This window comes from Paenibacillus sp. FSL W8-1187, assembly GCF_037965485.1.
GTDB lineage: Bacteria > Bacillota > Bacilli > Paenibacillales > Paenibacillaceae > Paenibacillus_O > Paenibacillus_O pasadenensis.
The window spans coordinates 3,553,212-3,571,158 of the sequence record NZ_CP150181.1 but is presented as its reverse complement, the minus strand read 5'-3'; the positions used below and the strand labels follow the sequence as shown (position 1 = coordinate 3,571,158).

9 protein-coding genes are annotated in these 17,947 nt (G+C 67.4%); 7 read left to right on the top strand and 2 right to left on the bottom strand.

Annotated features, from left to right (window positions below):
* Nucleotides 1-221: 221 nt before the first annotated feature.
* The 7 genes from NYE40_RS15505 to NYE40_RS15475 all read left to right on the top strand — a co-directional run bounded on the left by NYE40_RS15505 (nt 222) and on the right by NYE40_RS15475 (nt 15,455).
* Nucleotides 222-6,479, top strand: coding sequence for an S-layer homology domain-containing protein (locus NYE40_RS15505; protein WP_339278635.1), 6,258 nt, complete (start codon nt 222-224; stop codon nt 6,477-6,479).
* Nucleotides 6,480-7,992: 1,513 nt separating this feature from the next.
* Nucleotides 7,993-10,677, top strand: a complete 2,685-nt coding sequence (locus NYE40_RS15500) for a discoidin domain-containing protein (protein ID WP_339278634.1) — start codon at nt 7,993-7,995, stop codon at nt 10,675-10,677.
* Between the two features lie 115 nt (nt 10,678-10,792).
* Nucleotides 10,793-11,689 carry a glucose 1-dehydrogenase gene (locus NYE40_RS15495; RefSeq protein ID WP_028597122.1) on the top strand — a complete coding sequence of 299 codons (897 nt, stop codon included), beginning with the start codon at nt 10,793-10,795 and terminating at the stop codon, nt 11,687-11,689.
* Between the two features lie 215 nt (nt 11,690-11,904).
* A complete protein-coding gene (locus NYE40_RS15490; RefSeq protein WP_339278633.1) occupies nt 11,905-12,597 on the top strand; it encodes a response regulator transcription factor in 693 nt (230 codons plus the stop codon).
* Nucleotides 12,590-13,723 carry a HAMP domain-containing sensor histidine kinase gene (locus NYE40_RS15485; RefSeq protein WP_339278632.1) on the top strand — a complete coding sequence of 378 codons (1,134 nt, stop codon included), beginning with the start codon at nt 12,590-12,592 and terminating at the stop codon, nt 13,721-13,723. Before NYE40_RS15490 ends, NYE40_RS15485 begins: the two co-directional genes overlap by 8 nt.
* A gap of 74 nt (nt 13,724-13,797) precedes the next feature.
* On the top strand, nt 13,798-14,841 hold the full coding sequence (locus NYE40_RS15480; RefSeq protein WP_339278631.1) for a D-alanyl-D-alanine carboxypeptidase family protein: 1,044 nt from the start codon (nt 13,798-13,800) through the stop codon (nt 14,839-14,841).
* Between the two features lie 29 nt (nt 14,842-14,870).
* Nucleotides 14,871-15,455: a VanZ family protein gene (locus NYE40_RS15475; RefSeq protein ID WP_339278630.1), complete on the top strand. Its 585-nt coding sequence runs from the start codon at nt 14,871-14,873 to the stop codon at nt 15,453-15,455.
* 456 nt (nt 15,456-15,911) lie between these two features.
* Here the strand turns inward: NYE40_RS15475 and NYE40_RS15470 are convergent, their stop codons facing one another.
* Complete coding sequence (locus NYE40_RS15470; RefSeq protein WP_339278629.1) at nt 15,912-16,850, bottom strand: aldo/keto reductase; 939 nt, start codon at nt 16,848-16,850, stop codon at nt 15,912-15,914.
* A gap of 2 nt (nt 16,851-16,852) precedes the next feature.
* Nucleotides 16,853-17,923 (bottom strand): Gfo/Idh/MocA family oxidoreductase, encoded by a 1,071-nt coding sequence (locus NYE40_RS15465; RefSeq protein WP_339278628.1) that lies wholly within the window; start codon nt 17,921-17,923, stop codon nt 16,853-16,855.
* Nucleotides 17,924-17,947: the final 24 nt, after the last annotated feature.

The following is a 17,947-nucleotide window of genomic DNA, read 5'->3' as shown; positions in this document are numbered from 1 at the left end:
TGAGAGTGGGCGCGGATGAGGGCTCCGGGCCGCAGCATAACCTTTCTGTCTCCTCCTGCACATACGTGCGGGAGGCTTTTTTGCGTTCCGCGGCGGCCTTGGCCTGCGCATCAGGTCACGATCTTGCTCTTGGAGGTCCTGTTTGTGGTAGAGGGCCGGTCCGTCTTTTCTTAAACTGAAAGCGCTTAGACGAAAGGACGACTCATGAGGGGGAACGACAGATGGGGAAAAGCTTCAGCCGGCTGCTGGCCGCGCTGCTCAGCCTGATCCTGCTGCTGCCGCCGCTGTCGGCGGCTGCGGCGGAGGAGCCGGGCGCAAGCGCTGGCGCGGGGACGGCAGCGACGGTCGGGGAGTCCGTGTATGTGCGGCTCAAGAACGAATGGAAGGGCTACTACCTGTATGAAGCGGAAGGGAAGCTGCGGTACGGATTCCCGGCGATCGCCGACCGTTCGGCCCAGTGGAGCGTGGAGGAAGGGCCGGGGGGAGCGAAAAGGCTCGTCAACCGGGCGACCGGCCATGCGGTGACGAGGGAGGGCGCGCCGAATCCGCTCGATGCGCTGGGCGTATCGAGCGCGGCTCTTGAAGAGGCGGCGGCTTGGACGTTGTCGGCAGCCGGAGGCGGCTATGGAGCGGATGCGGTGAACGTATCCGTTCCGGGAGCGCCGGGCCGTGTGCTTAACATCCAGATGCGGACCGGCTTCGCCAACGCCAGCGACTGGGCGCAGCCGTCCTGGGGCTCTGCCGTGTGGCATCTGGAGCGCGCGCTGGACGCCGAGCCGGTGCGGCTGGTGGAGGATTGGAAGGGCATGGCTCTGTATGAAAAGAACGGCCAGGTCGAATACGGAACGCCGGCTGCGAACGACCCGGCCTCGCATTGGCTCCGCGTGCCCGGCGCGACGCCGGGCAGCGAGCGGCTCGTCAACCGGGCGACCGGCCATGTGCTGAACCGCCTCGGCAACGACGGCGACGCGCTGAACGCGCCGGCGAAAGCGGCCGAGCTGCCGGAGGGCAGCTCGGCGGGCGACCTGCTCGTCGAGACTCAGGCCGGCGGCAAGCTTACGCTCCGCAGCGCGGAGCATCCGTCGTACATTCTGCATGTGCAGCAGCAGACCGGCTTTTTGCAGATCAGCGACTGGGCGCAGCCCGGCTGGGGCAGCTCGAGCTGGCGGCTGGAAGCGGCGACGGACGCGCCGGCCATGCGGCTGCAGGACGGCGGCTCGGGGCTGTATCTGGCCGCCCGGGACGGGGCCGTCGCTTCGCTCGCGGCGGATTATCAGGACCCGTCGTCGCATTGGGCGATCGAGGACGACGGCATGGCGGTGCGGCTGCGGAACGTCGCCGACGGCCGGTATATGAGCCGCGCGGCCGCAGGCGCGCCGCTCGCGCTCGCGGCTGCGGGCGCAGCGGGCGATTCGGTCCGCTGGAGCCTGACGCCGGCCCGCGACGAGCTCGGAGCGGGGACCAAGGCCGGCTTCGCCGCATGGGGAGAGCCGGAGCTCAAGCTGCATGCGGCCGCAGGAGACGGCACGGCCCGCGCGGGCGCGATCGGCGCGGAGCAGGCCGCCTTTGCCGAGTGGACGGTCAAGGAGCCGGCTCCGGACGCGGAGCTGTCGCCTTATGTGCGCATCAAGAACGATTATCTGGAGCTGTATCTGTTCGAGCAGGACGGCAAGCTCGCCTACGGCAACGCCGCGGCGGCGGATGAGGCCGCCATGTGGCTCGTCGAGGACGTGCCGGGCAAGGAGGGCGTCAAGACGATCCGCAACCGGGCGACCGGACATTACATGACGCTGGAAGGCGTCAAGCCGGACTCGCGCGAGCCGGTGCGGGTGGCGGAGCGGACGAACGGCTCCCTGCTTGCGGAATGGATCGTGAAGGACACGAAGGGGCTGCGGCTCATCCGCAGCGCGGCGGACGCGCGTCCGGAGTCCGCATCGGGCTACCTGAACGTCGAGCATCAGCTCAAGACGGCGGAGTACAACCCGATCGATCCGAACTGGGGCAGTCCGAAATGGCGCTTCGAGACGTTCGCGGAAGGCGGAGAGCCGCAGCCGCAGCCGCCGCTCGAGCTGCCGGACGGCTATGTGCGGCTGATCGGTCAAAGCGGCGGCGAGGCTCTGCTGGCTGGCGGCAGCGGCGCGGTGCTGTACGGCTCGGCGGAGCCGGGCGACGAGCGCTCCCACTGGCTGCCCGCTCCTGCGGAGGACGGCGGCTGGCGGCTGCAGAACCGGGCCACGGGCGGCTGGCTTCGCTGGAGCGCGGGCAAGGCTTATTTGACGGCAGCGGCAGCGGACGAATCCGGCTCGGCCGGGACCGGCTCCGGCTCCGGCTGGGCGCTGGAGCGCGGGCCGGCGGACGGCACGGCGCTGCTGCGCAGCCTGTCGCCGGGCCGCTCCGACGAATACGTGCATATCGAGGACGGCCAGGGGTATGCTCAGCTCGGCCTGCGCTCGGTGGACAAGGCCCGGGTGCAGTGGCGGCTGGAAGCCGCGCCGCTGGACGGGTTCGTGCCGGAGGAGGACGCCGCGATCGGCGACGGCTCGACGCCGGCCGCGCCGCATGGAGGCGTCTACCGGCTGAGGAATGGCGCGGATCGGTATGCAGGCATGGCAAGCGATGGCGCCGTATCGGCGCTTGCGGGCCGCGACGCGGGAGCAGCCGCGCTGTGGCGGCTGGAGGATTTCAACGGCAGGCAGCGGCTGCGCGGCGCGGGCGGCCGTTATCTGGCGGTCGGCGCCGATGGCCAGATCCGCTCCGTGGAAGCGTCGGAAGCGGCGGCGGAGCCGGCGCAGTGGCGGCTTGAGACGCGCGGCGGCAGGATCATGCTGCACAGCGCGGCGCGGCCGGGACAGGCGCTGGCGCTGTCCGGCGGAGGGCTGCGCCTGGAGGCGTCCGCCGAGACGGGGGCGGCGCCGGAGAGCATCCTGTGGACGCTCGAGGAGCTGCCTGGCGATATCCGCTACGAGGCCGAGAACGGCTTCATGAGCGGCGGCGCGGCGGCGTCGTCGCAGCGGGACGGATATAGCGGCTCGGGCTATGCGGCCGGAATCGGGCAGGCGGGCAGCCGCCTCATCGTGGCGGTGGCGGCCGGCGCGGCCGGCGACTACGAGACGGCGTTTCGAGTCGCGGCCGAGGGCGGTTCGGGGGCAGCGGACGTTGCCGTCAACGGCCTGCCGCAGGGACGGCTGGCGCTGGACGGCGCCGCAGGCTGGACGGACCTCTCCCTCGCGCTGCCGCTGCGCGAAGGGTCCAACTCGGTCGAGCTGAGCTTCCCGGACGGGGCTGCCGGCGGGCTGCTCGTCGACCGGCTGACGGTGAAGGGCGCGACCAGCCGCGCTTATCGCGGAGCGACGCTGCCTTTTTTGACCTATGAAGCCGAGCATGCGGCGACAAACGGCACGGCCGTCGGGCCGGACCGGGCGTTCATGACGTTCGCCTCCGAGGCTTCGGGCCGTCGCGCGGTCCTGCTGGACGCGCCGGGCCAGTTCGTGGAGTTCCGGCTGGACGAGCCGGCCAGCGCGATGACGCTGCGGTACGTCCTGCCCGACAGCGCCGACGGGGCGGGGCTGGACGCGGCGCTGAGCGTGACGGTCGACGGCGAGGATGCGGGCCGGATCGGCTTGTCCAGCAAGCATAGCTGGGTGTATGGCAGCTATCCTTGGTCCAACGAGCCGGAGGACGGCGATCCGCACCGGTTCTACGACGAGTCGCAGCTGCGGTTCGGCCGCACGCTGCCGGCGGGCTCGCTGCTGCGCCTGCAGCTTGGCGGCGACAGCGGAGCCGGGTATGTCGTCATCGACAGCGCGGACCTGGAGCTGGCTCCGGCGGCCTATGCCCGGCCGGACGGGTACCGGTCGATCGTCGATTACGGCGCCGCGCCGAATGACGGCCAGGACGACTCCGAGGCGCTTCGGGCCGCGATCGAGGATGCCCGCAGGGCCGGAGAGGGCGTATGGATTCCGGCCGGCACGTTCGAGCTGCGGCAAGGGCCGATCGAGCTGCGGGACATCGCGATCCGCGGCGCGGGCATGTGGCATTCCAAGCTGCAGGGCGCGGGCTTCATGGGCGTCGGCGGCGGCATTTCCGTGTATGACCTCATGATCGACGTCGGCGTGACGGCTCGGCATGACGAGCTGCGCGAGGCGGCGTTCGACGGCACGTTCGGGCGAGGCTCGACGATCCAGCAGGTATGGGTCGAGCATGCCAAAGCCGGCATCTGGTCGGTGCGCAGCGACGACGAGGACGGCGGCGTCGTCACGGACGGGCTGTACGCGGCGGGCTTGCGCATCCGCAATACGTACGCGGACGGCATCAACTTCTCGACCGGCACGCGGAACTCGATGGCCGAGCAGATCCACGTCCGCAACAGCGGCGACGACTCGATCGCGCTCTGGTCGGCGCGGCCGGAAGGCGTGAGCGCGGACGACGCCCGCGTGTCCGGCAACACGGTCCGCTACAACACGGTGCAGCTGCCGTGGCTCGCGGACAACATCGCGGTGTTCGGCGGCTCGGACAACAAGGTGCAGGACAACGTGCTGAGCGATACGGTCGGATTCGGCGCTGGCATCGCCTTGTCGACGCGCTTCAATCCGGTGCCTTTCGGCGGGCGCACGGTCGTCGAGCGCAACACGCTGATCCGCACCGGCGGGCGCGAGGCCAACTGGAAGCAGGACTTCGGCGGCATCTGGCTGTTCACGGACAGCCTGCCGATCGAGGCGAACATCGACCTCTTCGACAACAATGTGCTGGACAGCACGTACTCCGGCCTGTACGTCAGCGGCAATCAGCCGATGGGCGCGGCCGGAGGCGAGATCACGATCCGCAATCTGGTGCTGGCCGGCTCCGGCACCTGGGGCGTGCATGCCGGACCGGGCGTGGCCGGCCGTGTGTTGCTCGAAGGGCTGGAGCAGCGCGGAGCGCTGCTCGGCAGCCGGTTCCGGGCCGGCGGCGCGACGGTCGAGCTGACCGAGACGCCGGGCGCGCCAGCGGCGGCGGCGCTGCCGTCCGACGGCGCGGCGACGGGAGAAGGGCTGGTCTGGCCGGGAGAACCGGGAGAACCGGGGGAGCCGGGTGAACCGGGAGAACCGGGGGAGCCGGGAGGACCGGGAGAGCCGGGCGGTCCGTCGGCGACACCGTCGCCGTCAGCTAGTCCGGCTCCTTCGTCCAGCGCCGCCCCGACGGCTTCGCCGACAGCCTCTCCGGCAGCAGCGCTTGCCGAGGATGCAGACGCTTCTCTCGCCGCCAACGAACAGCTCGTGGAGGAAGCGGTCCGCACGGGACAGCGTTCCGTGCGGCTGCAGGCTTACCGCGCGGAGGACGGCCGATTGGCCGCGCTTGTGCCGCTCGCCGCGCTGCAGAGCTTGGCATCCGAGCCGGGCGTCCTGCTGCGGCTGGAAGCGGCTGGCCGGGCGGTGGAGCTGTCGGCTCGCCAAGCGGCCGGGCTCGCCGGGCTTGTCGCGGCGGGCGATAAGGCGGCAGCGCTGCGGCTTGCGCTCGGCGACGCTCCGGCGTCGGCGAAGGCGCAGCTTGCGGCAGCGGCAGCGCAGCGCGGCGGCGTGACGGGAGCTGTCGCCGCCAGCTGGAGCGCCGAACTGATCGCCGGCGGCAAGACGCTGCCGCTGCCGGACGGCTCGCTGGGCTACATTTCCTTGCAGCTCCGTCTGGCGGAACGGCTGGATGCGGCCCGGACGGCCGCGCTCGTCGCCGGCTCGACCGGAGGCAAGCTGCGTACCGCGCCGGCGTTCGCAGCGCCGGATGGGTCCGGCAGCCTTGTCGTCGTGCGCACGCTGAGCTCCGGCAGCTTCGCGGTCGCGCAGCTGCCCGCTCAAGCGTTCCGCGACGTGGCGGCCGGCCACTGGGCGGCAGGGGCGATTCATGCGCTTTCGGCCAAAGGCATCGCTTCCGGCGTGCCGGGAGGCTCGTTCGAGCCTTCGCGCCGCGTGACTCGCGCGGAAATCGCGCTGCTTCTGGCCCGCGCGTTCGAGCTGGAGGCGCTGCCTGCCGTTCCGGCAGCATGGAGCGACGCCGGCAAGCGCCCGAATGCCGCGGCGGCGCTGGCCGCCGTGCAGGCAGCCGGCATCGTGCAAGGCGATGCCGACGGACGCTTCCGTCCGGATGACGCGCTCAGCCGGCAGGAGCTGGCGGTGCTCGCCGCGCGCATTCTGGCGTTCGCGGGCGTTTCGGCAGCGAGCGGGGCCGCCGCTTCCGAGGCCGCTGCGAGCGCCGGCCTGGAGGCAGGCGGCGGCGCGCAAGCAGAAGGGACTCCCGGAAGTCCCGTTGCCGGAGCGGCATCGTCCTCGGCGCCTCCGTTTGCAGATGCCGCCTCGATCCGCCCTTGGGCGGCGGACGCGGTACGCGAGCTGGCCGCGCGCGGATTGCTGCTCGGCGCTCCGGACGGCAAGTTCCATCCGGAGGCAGACGTGACGCGCGCCGAGGCCGCGATGCTTCTGCTCCGCCTTCTGGAGCAGCTGCGGCCGTAACTCCATTTGACCGCACCTAGGAAGCTCTGGCCGCCCGTTTTGCCGATCCATCGGCATGCGGGCGGCTTTTTTGTTTTTGTCTCCGGAACGACGAGCCGAAGCAGCCGGTCCAGGGAACATGGGGGACGGCAGTCGCCTTTGTGCGATACGTTTGGGAGCCAGGATGTCAGCCAGTGGTGCGCAGTCGAGCCATTAAGTCGAGAAAATCGAGTTAGTCGGGATGCGGGGCGGAGCAACTCGGGCGAGTGGAGAGCCGAACGGTCGGAGATGCGCGGAAAAACCGAGTAACTCGGGAGAGTGGAGAGCCGGACGGTCGGAGATGCGCGGAAAAACCGAGCAGCTCGGGAGAGTGGAGAGCCGGACGGTCGGAGATGCGCGGAAAAACCGAGTAACTCGGGAGAGTGGAGAGGCGAACGGTCGGAGATGCGCGGAAAAACCGAGCAACTCGGGCAAGTGGAGGGCCGAACGGTCGGAGATGAGCGGAAAAACCGAGCAGCTCGGGCGAGTGGTGGGCCGAACGGTCGGAGATGCGCGGAAAAACCGAGTAATTCGGGTCAGTGGAGGGCCGAACGGTCGGAGATGCGCGGAAAAACCGAGTAACTCGGCAGTTCGGGTTGCATCTCGAAAGAAGAGCACGCGGCAAGCTGTAACCCGATTATCTCGGGTTGCAGCTCGAAAGAAGAGCACGCGGCAAGCTGTAACCCGATTATCTCGGGTTGCAGCTCGAAAGAAGAGCACGCGGTAAGCTGTAACCCGATTATCTCGGGTTACAGCTCGAAAGAAGAGCGCGCGGCAAGCTGTAACCCGATTATCTCGGGTTACAGCTCGAAAGAAGAGCACGCGGCAAGCTGTAACCCGATTATCTCGGGTTACAGCTCGAAAGAAGAGCGCGCGGTAAGCTGTAACCCGATTATCTCGGGTTACAGCTCGAAAGAAGAGCGCGCGGTAAGCTGTAACCCGATTATCTCGGGTTACAGCTCGAAAGAAGAGCACGCGGTAAGCTGTAACCCGATTATCTCGGGTTACAGCTCGAAAGACGAGCTCGCGGTAGGCTGTAACCCGATTATCTCGGGTTGCAGCTCGAAAGAAGAGCGCGCGGCAAGCTGTAACCCGATTATCTCGGGTTACAGCTCGAAAGAAGAGCACGCGGTAAGCTGTAACCCGATTAGTTCGGGTTGCAGCTCGAAAGACGAGCACGCGCCAAGCTGCAGCCCGATTGTTTCGGGTTACAGCTCGATGGGGCGGTGAATGAGGATCGGATCGCGCACGAATGGAAGCGAAAATCTGCTCAAAATGTCCGTACAGGTCACCAGAATGGTAGTATCCGCATCCGGTTGTCGAGATAATGGACTCGTAGAAAGCGCTTTCGACAAAGGAGCGAGCTTTTTCGGAGCCCGCATCTCGGCATGAAAGGGGAGAGAGGCGCAAACCAGGATCCGATCATCCGGACCGCCCGAAACGGTCCGCGGATGATGCCGAAAGGCGATCAGCCTACTTTTAAGGAGGAACAAGAATGAACCGATCTCCATGGATGCAGCGATGCGCTGCTGTCCTCGCCGCCGCCGTCCTGGCCGTGCAGCTCGTCGCGGCTGCGCCGCAAGCGTCCGCCGCGCCGACGATCTACGAAGCGGAGTCCGCCGCCCGAGCCGGCGGCGCGTCCGTCGCCAGCGACCATGCCGGGTATACCGGCAGCGGCTTTGTCGGCGGGTATACCGACGCGAACAAGGGCAGCGCCGCCACGACCTTCACGGTCAGCGCCGCCGCTGCCGGCAGCTACTCCGCCGCGCTCCGCTACGCCAACGGCACCGGCTCGTCGCAGACGCTCAGCCTGTACGTCAACGGCTCCAAGCTGAAGCAGCTGCCGCTGCCCGCGACGGCGAACTGGGACAGCTGGGCCGCCGCCAGCGAGACGGTGTCGCTGAACGCAGGCTCGAACACGATCCAGTACAAGTTCGACGCGGCCGACAGCGGCAACGTCAATCTCGACCATCTGGCGCTCGAGGCGTCGCTCGGCGCCAACCTGGCGCTGGGCAAAGCTGCCACGGCCAGCAGCAGCGTCGGCGGCTTCCCGGCTTCGAACGCGGTGGACGGAAATGTCTCTTCGTATTATGAAGGCGCTGCCGGCACCTACCCGAATACGCTGACCGTCGACCTGGGCAGCGCGCAGAGCATCTCCAGCGTGAAGGTCAAGCTGCCTTCCGGCTGGGGAACCCGCTCGCAGACGCTGGCCGTGCTCGGCAGCGCGAACAATACGTCCTACTCGACGCTGAAGGCGTCGGCCAGTTACACGTTCGACCCGGCGACGGGCAATGAGGCGGCGATTTCCTTTTCCGCCTCGTCCGCCCGGTACGTCCGCCTGAGCTTCACCGCCAACAGCGGCGCGACGGGCGGCCAGGCCGCCGAGCTCGAGGTGTATGGCCAGGCCGGGGCGACACCGACGCCGACTGCCACGCCAACCGCCACGCCAACTCCGACCCCTACGGCCACTCCGACCCCTACGCCTGCGCCGTCCGGCTCCTTCGGGGCGACGATGCCGTACGACACCTATCAGGCGGAAAGCCTGACCCACAACGGAACGGCCATCGGTCCGTCCCGCACGTTCGGCGATCCGGCCTCCGAGGCATCCGGCCGCAGGGCGGTGCGCCTGACCGGCGCCGGCCAGTACGTGCAGCTGACGCTGGCCAAGGCGGCGCAGGGCGTGACGGTGCGCTACTCGATCCCGGACAACGCCGCCGGCACCGGCATCGACGCAGGCATCAGCCTGTACGTGAACGGCACGCTCAAGCAGCAGGTGCCGCTGACGTCCAAGTACAGCTGGATCTACGGATCTTACAATACCGAGGGCGGCGAGATCCGCTGGTCCAACAACCCGAGCGCCCAGCCGACGACGCCTCATCACATGTACGACGAGGTCAGCTTCAAGCTCGACCAGAGCTACCCGGCCGGCACCGTCCTCAAGCTGCAGCGCGACGCCAGCAACTTGAATTTCGGGCAGACGTCCTACGTCACGGTGGACCTCGTCGAGACGGAGGCGGTTCCCGCCGCCCTTTCCAAGCCGGCGAACTATGTCTCCGTGACGGACTACGGCGCGACGGCGAATGGCGGCGGCGACGATACGGCGGCGTTCAACAGCGCGATCGCGGCGGTCAAAAACTCCGGCGGCACGCTCAAGGGCGTCTGGATTCCGGCGGGCTCGTTCACGATCGGCAGCGGCACGAAGGGCGCCGGCTACAACGGCACCGGCACCCGCCTGTACCTCGACAGCGGCGTCTCCATGCGCGGGGCGGGCATCTGGCATTCCGAGATCAACGGCGCGTATGCCGGACTGTACCTGCGCGGCGGCAACGTGACGATCTCCGACTTCAAGATCGCGCCGGACGACCGCATCCGCGACGACTACAACGGCGTGACGGCGGTCGAAGGCAACGGCACGAACTCCACGATCACGAACCTGTGGATCACCCATGCCAAAGTCGGCCTCTGGCTGACGAACCAGACGAGCGGCGCGACGTTCTCGAACTCCCGCATCCGCCACGTCTGGGCGGACGGCGTCAACCTCCACTACGGCACGTCGAACACGACCGTGACGAACAACTCGGTGCGCACGAGCGGAGACGACGGGCTGGCGATGTGGTCCGATACCTACCTGAACACGAACAATACGTTCAGCTTCAATACGGTGCAGATTCCGACGCTCGCGAACAACATCGCCATCTATGGCGGCAAGGACAACAAGGTGCTGAGCAACCTGCTGGAAGACACCGTCGTCAACGGGTCGGGCATCAGCTTCGGAACGAACTTCAATCCGCCGTCGATGACCGGCACGCTGACCGTCCAGAACAACCGCCTCGTGCGCGCCGGCTCGCTGCACAAGGACTACGGCTACGGCATCGGCGCGATCTGGGCGTACTGGCTGAACAACAACGGCAAGGCGCAAAGCCTGACCGTATCGGTAGCCGGCAATACGATCGAGGAGAGCACGTACGCCGGCGTCTTCATCGAAGAACCCGCGCCGGGCATCTCGGTGACGTACAGCTCCAACACGATCACGAATGCCGGCACGCACGGCTTCTACGTGCGCGGCTCCGCGACGGGCAGCTCCACCTTTACGAACAATGCGGTGAACGGCGCGCCGTCCGGCAAATTCGTGAACGACTCGCCGAGCTTCACGGCGAGCGGCTCCGGCAACAACTGGTAGATCGAACGGTTTTTCGGGCGAGACGGCGTTCATTTTCGCTCCCGAGGGGTATAACAAGGAGGAACAGGCCGGATTGAACCGGCCGCAAGCCCCTCGATAAAGGAGAGATCGCATGATGAGCGACCCGAACCGCATGCAGGACCCGACGACGCAGTACCCGAAGGCCGGACCGGAATACAAGCAGGAGCAGGCTCCTCCGGGATTGGAAACGAAAATGGATCCGAAGCCGGATGACGGCTCCGGCAGCTACAAGGGCTCCGGACGGCTCGCTGGCCGCAAGGCCGTCGTGACGGGCGCGGACAGCGGCATCGGCCGCGCCGTTGCGATCGCCTACGCCCGCGAGGGCGCCGACGTCGTGCTGACGTATTTGCCCGAGGAGGAGGCCGACGCCAAGGAGGTCGTGCAGCAGATCGAGCAGGCCGGCCGAAAGGCGGTCGCCATCCCGGGCGACCTCAAGGACGAGGCGTTCTGCGAGTCGCTGATCGAGTCGGCGGTCAAGGAGCTCGGCGGCATCGACATCCTCGCCAACGTGGCGGGCATGCAGCAGTACGTCGAGGACATCGCCGACCTGACGACCGAGCAGTTCGACGCGACGTTCAAGACGAACGTCTACGCGCTGTTCTGGCTGTGCAAGGCGGCCATCCGCCACATGCCGGCCGGCGGCGCGATCATCAACACGTCGTCGATCCAGGCTTACTCGCCGTCGGAGATTCTGCTGGACTACGCCACGACAAAAAGCGCCATCAATACGTTCAGCAAGGCGCTTGCCCAGCAGGTCGCGCCGAAGGGCATCCGCGTGAACGTCGTCGCGCCGGGGCCGGTCTGGACGCCGCTGCAGATCAGCGGCGGCCAGCCGCAGCAGGTGCTGCCGGAGTTCGGCGCCAAGACGCCGCTCGGCCGTCCCGGCCAGCCGGCGGAGATGGCCGCGGCCTACGTGTTCCTGGCGAGCCAGGAGGCGAGCTACGTCGTCGGCGAGACGCTGAACGCCAACGGCGGCATGCCGACGCCGTAAGGCGGAGGCTGGCGAAGCCGCCTGTGGAACCCGCGTGAACAAGGGAAGAAGCTCCCTTGTCGGCGCTGGGGTGGAGCTGCGCCACGAAGCCCTTTCCCCAGCTCTGCCGCATCCAAAGCCCCCGCGCGGGCGAGCCATCCGGCTTGCCTGCGCGGGGGCTTCGTTTTTCTTTCGCGCTCTTTTCTGGTAGAACAGTAGGAAAGGCGGTGACGACGATGGAGGGACAAGCGACGATCCTGATCGCGGAGGACGAGGCCGAGATCGCGGATCTGATCGAGCTGCATCTGCAGAAGGAAGGCTTCCGCATCGTAAAGGCGAAGGACGGCCTCGAGGCGATCCAGGCGGTCGAGCTCGGGGGCATCGACCTGGCGGTGATGGACCTCATGATGCCCGGCATCGACGGGCTCGAGGCGACGCGCCGCATCCGCTCGGCGCATGCGCTGCCGATCCTCATGCTGAGCGCGCGCACGTCGGACTTCGACAAGATCTCGGGGCTCGTCATCGGCGCGGACGACTACATGACGAAGCCGTTCAATCCGCTGGAGCTGGTCGCGCGGGTGAAAGCCCAGCTGAGGCGCTCGGCTCTGCTCGCCCAGCCGAGGGGCGAGGACAGCGGGCGCGTCGAGGCGGCGGGCCTCATCCTCGACCCGGCGAGCCGCAGCGTGCGGCTGTACGGGCGCGAGCTGGAGCTTACGCCCAAGGAGTTCGACCTGCTCTACGCGCTGGCGCGCCATCCGGGGCAGGTGTTCAGCGGCGAGCAGCTTTTCCGGCAGGTGTGGAAGGAAGACTACTACGAAGGCACGAACACGGTGATGGTCCATATCCGCTCGCTGCGGCGCAAGCTCGGGGCCGACAAGGACAAATGGATCAAGACGGTATGGGGAGTGGGGTACAAGTTCCATGCCTAGGTCCTTCCGCAGCTTCCGCTCGCGCATGATCGTGCTGCTCGCGCTCAGCATGGGCCTTGCCGGGCTGGCGACGTACATCGCGTACAAGCTGCTTCAAGCCTACTACACCTCGAGCGTGCGGTTCGAGGACGAGTCGGTCGTCCGCCTGCGCCAGGTCATCCGGCTCGTCGGCGACTTCAACTTCTTCCTCCTCTTCTTCATCCCGCTCGCCGTGCTGTTCTTCTACGCGCTGTCCTCGCCGTACGCGCGCTACTTCCAGCAGATCTCGGGCGGCATCCGCGCGCTCGCGGAGGGCGACTTCGAGCGCCGCGTCGAGATCCGCTCGGGCGACGAGTTCCAGTCGATCGCCGAGGATCTGGGGCAAGCGGGAGACAAGCTCCGGCAAGCGGTGCGCAGAGGCGACTTCGCCGAGAGCAGCAAGGACCAGCTCGTGCTCAACCTGGCCCATGACTTGCGGACGCCGCTCACCTCGGTCGTCGGCTACCTCGACTATGTGCTCAAGGACGACGGCTTGACGCCGGAGCAGACGCGCCATTATCTCGGCATCGCGGCGAGCAAGGCGCAGCGGCTCGAGCGGCTCATCGACGAGCTGTTCGAGGTGACGCGCCTGCAGCATGGCCAGCTCCCGCTGGAGCGCGCGGAGCTGGATCTGGCGGAGCTGCTGTCGCAGCTGAGCGAGGAGATGCAGCCGCTGTTTGAAAAAAACGGACTCGAAGCCCGGCTGGAGCTGGAGCCGCCGCTGCTTGTCCAGGCGGACGGCGACCTGCTCGCCCGCGTATTCGAGAACCTCGCCGTCAACGCCGCCCGCTACGGCGGGGACGGACGTTATGTGGACTTCCGCTGCTTCGCGGAGGGGGACGAGGCGGTCGCGCAGATCGTCAACTACGGCAGCCGCATCGAGCCGGAGGAGCTGCCGCATCTGTTCGACATGTTCTACACCGGCGACAAGTCGCGGCAGAGCGGCATCGGCGGCACCGGCATCGGCCTGTTCATCGCGCAGAACATCGTCGAGCGCCACGGCGGGACGATCGCGGCGCGCAGCGACATCGTGCGGACGGTTTTCGAGGTGCGGCTGCCGCGGGACGGGGCATCTGCATCTGCGAAGCCGATTTTAGAAAAAATTTAGGTTTGCCCGCCGGTTGTCTTTAGGTTCTTGCTCTAGGATTGAGCCTATCGGACAAGAGGAAGGCGGAGAGCGGCATGGACAACAGACGATGGCGGACGATCGGAATCGCGGCGGGACTCGCGGCCGTGCTGGCGGGCGGACTGCCCGGCTGCGGCATGGCGGAGCGGATGACCGCAGCCATCGGCGCAGGGGAAGAGCATGGAGGCGGGAGCGCGGGGCAGGCGCAGACGGCTGGCGGGGATGCGGCCGGGAGGGCGTCCGGAGCGGATACGGGGGACGGGGCGAGCGGCGCAAGCGGCGCGAGCAAGGCGGACAGCGCGAGCGATGCGGACGGCGGCAAAGCGGACGGGGCGAGCGATGCGGCCAATGCGGCCGGAGAACGGCTGGAGGCGGGACTGGAGCAGGCTTTTTCCGGCAATCTGATGCTCGTCAACCGCGATCACGGCCTGCAGCCGGACGGCGCCCGGCTTGATCTCGTCACCCTGTCCAAGCAGCCGGGCGAGCTTCGCCTGGCGGAAGGAGAACAGGACGCCCAGCTGTCGCGCGAGGCGGCCGGGCGCTTCGCGGAGCTGGTCGCGGCGGCTCGCAAGGACGGCGTGGACGGGCTCGTCGTCAACAGCGCCTACCGCTCTGCCAAGGAGCAGGAGCGGCTGTACCGCGAGCAAGGGCCGGACTATGCCTTGCCGGCAGGGCACAGCGAGCACAACACCGGCCTGGCGCTCGACGTCGGCTCGGTGTTCGGCCGGATGGAGTCGACGGTGGAGGGCAGCTGGATGCGGGAGCATGCTTGGCGCTACGGCTTCGTCCTGCGGTATCCCGAGGACAAGACCGAGGTGACGGGCATCCAGTACGAGCCGTGGCATTTCCGCTACGTCGGCTTGCCGCATAGCGGAATCATGCAGGAGCGGGGCCTCGTGCTGGAGGAATACATCGCGCTGCTTCGGGAGGAAAAGAAGCTCCGCTTCAAGTCGCTCGGCAAGACGTATGCCATCTCCTGGCAGAAAGCGAGTCCCGGCGGAGCGGTTGCCGTCGCGGCTGGAAGCTTGGCGGAGCTGTCCGGAGACAATGCCGGCGGCATCATCGTCACGACTTGGCGGAACAAAGGCGGAGCGGGATGACAAACGAGACGGCAAGGAGGACAAGCGAGATGGCGAGTCGGACGAACGAATCGCTGCGGCGGACGAGCGGAACGGCCAGGCGTGCGGCGGCGACGAAAAGACAGGCTCCGATTGTCGGACGCCTGCTTACGCTGGCTGTCTCCATCCTGCTGCTCGGGTATGGCTGGGTGCTCGTCAAGGTCATCCTGTTCAAGCTCGGCACCGGCGACATCGGCTTTCTCGCCGAGCAGCTGAGGCATTCCTTGAGCGACCCGGGACTCGTCCTGGAGCGGATCCGCCGCGGAAATCTGGAGCCGTTCGGCCAGATTCGCAGCGACTGGGACGGAGGCAGCTCGATCGGACGGCTGAATCTGTTCGGCAATATCCTGATTTTCATTCCGTTCGGCATGCTGCTGACGCTCGCGCTGCGCCGCTCGCCGCTCCGGCTGCTCGGCGCGGCGGCGATCAGCTTCGCGGCCAGCCTTGCGCTGGAATGCGCCCAGGCGCTGCTCGGCATCGGCACGTTCGACGTGGACGACCTGATCCTCAATACGGCGGGCGGCGTGCTCGGCGCGATGGCCGCCGGAGCGGCGCTGCGGCTGTTTGGGCCCGGCCGGAAATCGGTGCGGCCTTAGGCAAGGCGTGTTCTGCTTTGCGAACGGACGGCGACCCAACGAAACGGAGGAGCCTTATTTTGTCGAATCGGACTCGTTTTTGCAATCCAACGATACTGACGAGCGCTATTCGGCCTTTCTGGCATGGCAGAAGCTCATTTTTGAAGCCATAAGCTCGCTGAGTATCGTTACATTTTTTGCGAGCCTCTTTTGGAGCAAATAGAGCCTGTCCGTATCGTTAGAGATGGTGGAGGGGCTGGTGGAGAGGCTGGAGGAACGGGAGAGGCTGGAGGGTCAGCGCAGCTCCCGGAATCGGACAGGGCATTAGGTTGACAGCCATCACGCATCGTCACACCTCGCGCGGGCAGCCGCGCGAGGTGCCGAAAGCTGCATCCAAGCCTGCAGCACGGCGGCCTATGATGGAGTCCGAAAAAAACGACCCGCCCGGCGTTTTCGCGCCAGGCGGGTCGTTTTTGCTTAGCGCGTCTCCGCCTGCAGGTCGAGCCAAGCGAGCTCGGCCGGAGAGAGCGCGATCTCGACTCCGTCCCGGCAGGAGCTCAGCTCGCCCGGGTTCTGCGCGCCGATCAGGGCGCAGGTCGGGAACGGCTGGTTCAGCACGTAGGCGAGCGCGATCTGGATCGTGCTGACGCCCTTCTCCGCGGCGAGCTCGCCTGCGCGGCGCAGCCGCTCCCAGTTGGCGTCGCTGTAGAACACGCGCACGAGGTCGGCGTTGCTGGTGTCCTCCGGTCCGAAGCGGCCGGTGAAGAAGCCGCGCGCCTGCGACGACCACGAGAACAGCGGCAGCTGCTCGCGCTCATGCCAGCGCAGCGTTTCCTCGTCGGCGGAGACGCAGCCGGTCCAGAACGGCTCTTTTGCCTTGGCCAGGCTCAGGTTCGGGCTGCTGAAGGCGAAGCCCGTCAAGCCGTGGGCGGCGGCGTAGTCGTTGGCCTCCTGCAGCCGCTGCCACGTCCAGTTGGAGCCGCCGATCGCGCCGATGCGGCCGGCCTCGATATGCTCGTTGAGCGCTTCGACGATGGCGCCGACCGGCACGGAGTGATCGTCGCGATGCAGCGCGTACAGCTCGATATGGTCGGTGCGCAGCCGCTCGAGGCTCGTCAGCAGATCGCTGCGGATCGCCTCGGCATTTACGCGCGGGCCGGACTCGTCATGATGGGAGCCTTTGGTCAGGATTACGATGTCGGAGCGGTTGCCGCGCTCCTCCATATAGCGGCCGATGACGGCCTCGCTCTGCCCGCCGCAATAGATATGCGCCGTATCGATGGCGTTGCCGCCGGCGGCGAGGAAGGCGTCGAGATTGGCCGCCGCGCGCTCGTAGCTATCGTTCGTAAAATAATCCGAGCCCTTCATCAGCACGCTGATCGGCTTGGCGACACCTTTGACCGAGATCGTCTTCATGATCATTCGACTCCTTTCGATTCGAGAGTGCCGGCCGCGGCAGCCTCGGCCGAGCCGGCTCCGCAGGACGGCAGCTCGATGCGGACGCGCTGCTCCGCGGAGCGGAGGCACGCCTCCAGCACGCGCATGCCCGCGACCGCATCCTGCGGCGGGAAGCGCTGCGGCTCGCCGTGCAGCACCGTGCGGGCGAAGTCGTCGGCTTCGAGCGAGAAGTGGTCGACCTGCGGCACGTCGACATAGCGCCGGCCGCTGCCCGTCGTCACATAAAAGCCGGTCTCGCCTTCCAAGCCGGCCATGAACGCGGACGGCACCTCCAGGATGCCGTCCGTGCCCAGCACCTCGAGCTTGTTGCGGAACGCGCCCCACATGCCGCAGTCGAACGTGACGCCGAGGCCGCCGGGGAACTCCAGCAGCCCGCTCGCCATCATGTCGACGCCGCCGTGCTCGGGCGAGAACAGCGCGCGCGCCGTGACCGCCTCCGGCTCGGCGCCGATCAGCATCCGCGCGACGGAGATCGGATAGCAGCCGACATCGTAGAGCCCGCCGCCTCCCCATTCCTTGACAAAGCGCACGTTGCCGGAGCTGCCGGAGCTGTTGAACGTGAACGCTCCATGCAGGCTGCGAAGATCGCCGATCTCGCCGGAGGCGATGACCTCGCGGATCATCGCGTAGCGCGGATGATGCCGGTACATGAACGCCTCGGCCAGCTGACGGCCGGCCTTCTGCGCCGCGAGCGCCATTTCCTCCGCCTCGGCGGCGGTCAGCGCGAGCGGCTTTTCGCAAAGCACATGCTTGCCGGCCTCGAGGGCGCGGATCGTCCATTCGCGGTGCAGATGATTGGGCAGCGGGATGTATACCGCCTCGATCGAATCGTCGGACAGCAGCTCCTCATAGCTGCCGTACGCCGCTTCGATGCCGAATTCGTCGGCCGTCCGCCGGGCTTTGTCCCGGTCGCGGCTTGCAAGGGCTTTCACTTCGTTGAGCTGCGAACGGAGCAGGCCGGGGATGACAGAGCCTCGCGCGATGCCTGCGGCTCCGAGCACGCCCCAGCGCAGCTTGGCTGATTGGGTCATGAACAACGCCTCCTTTAAGGTAGC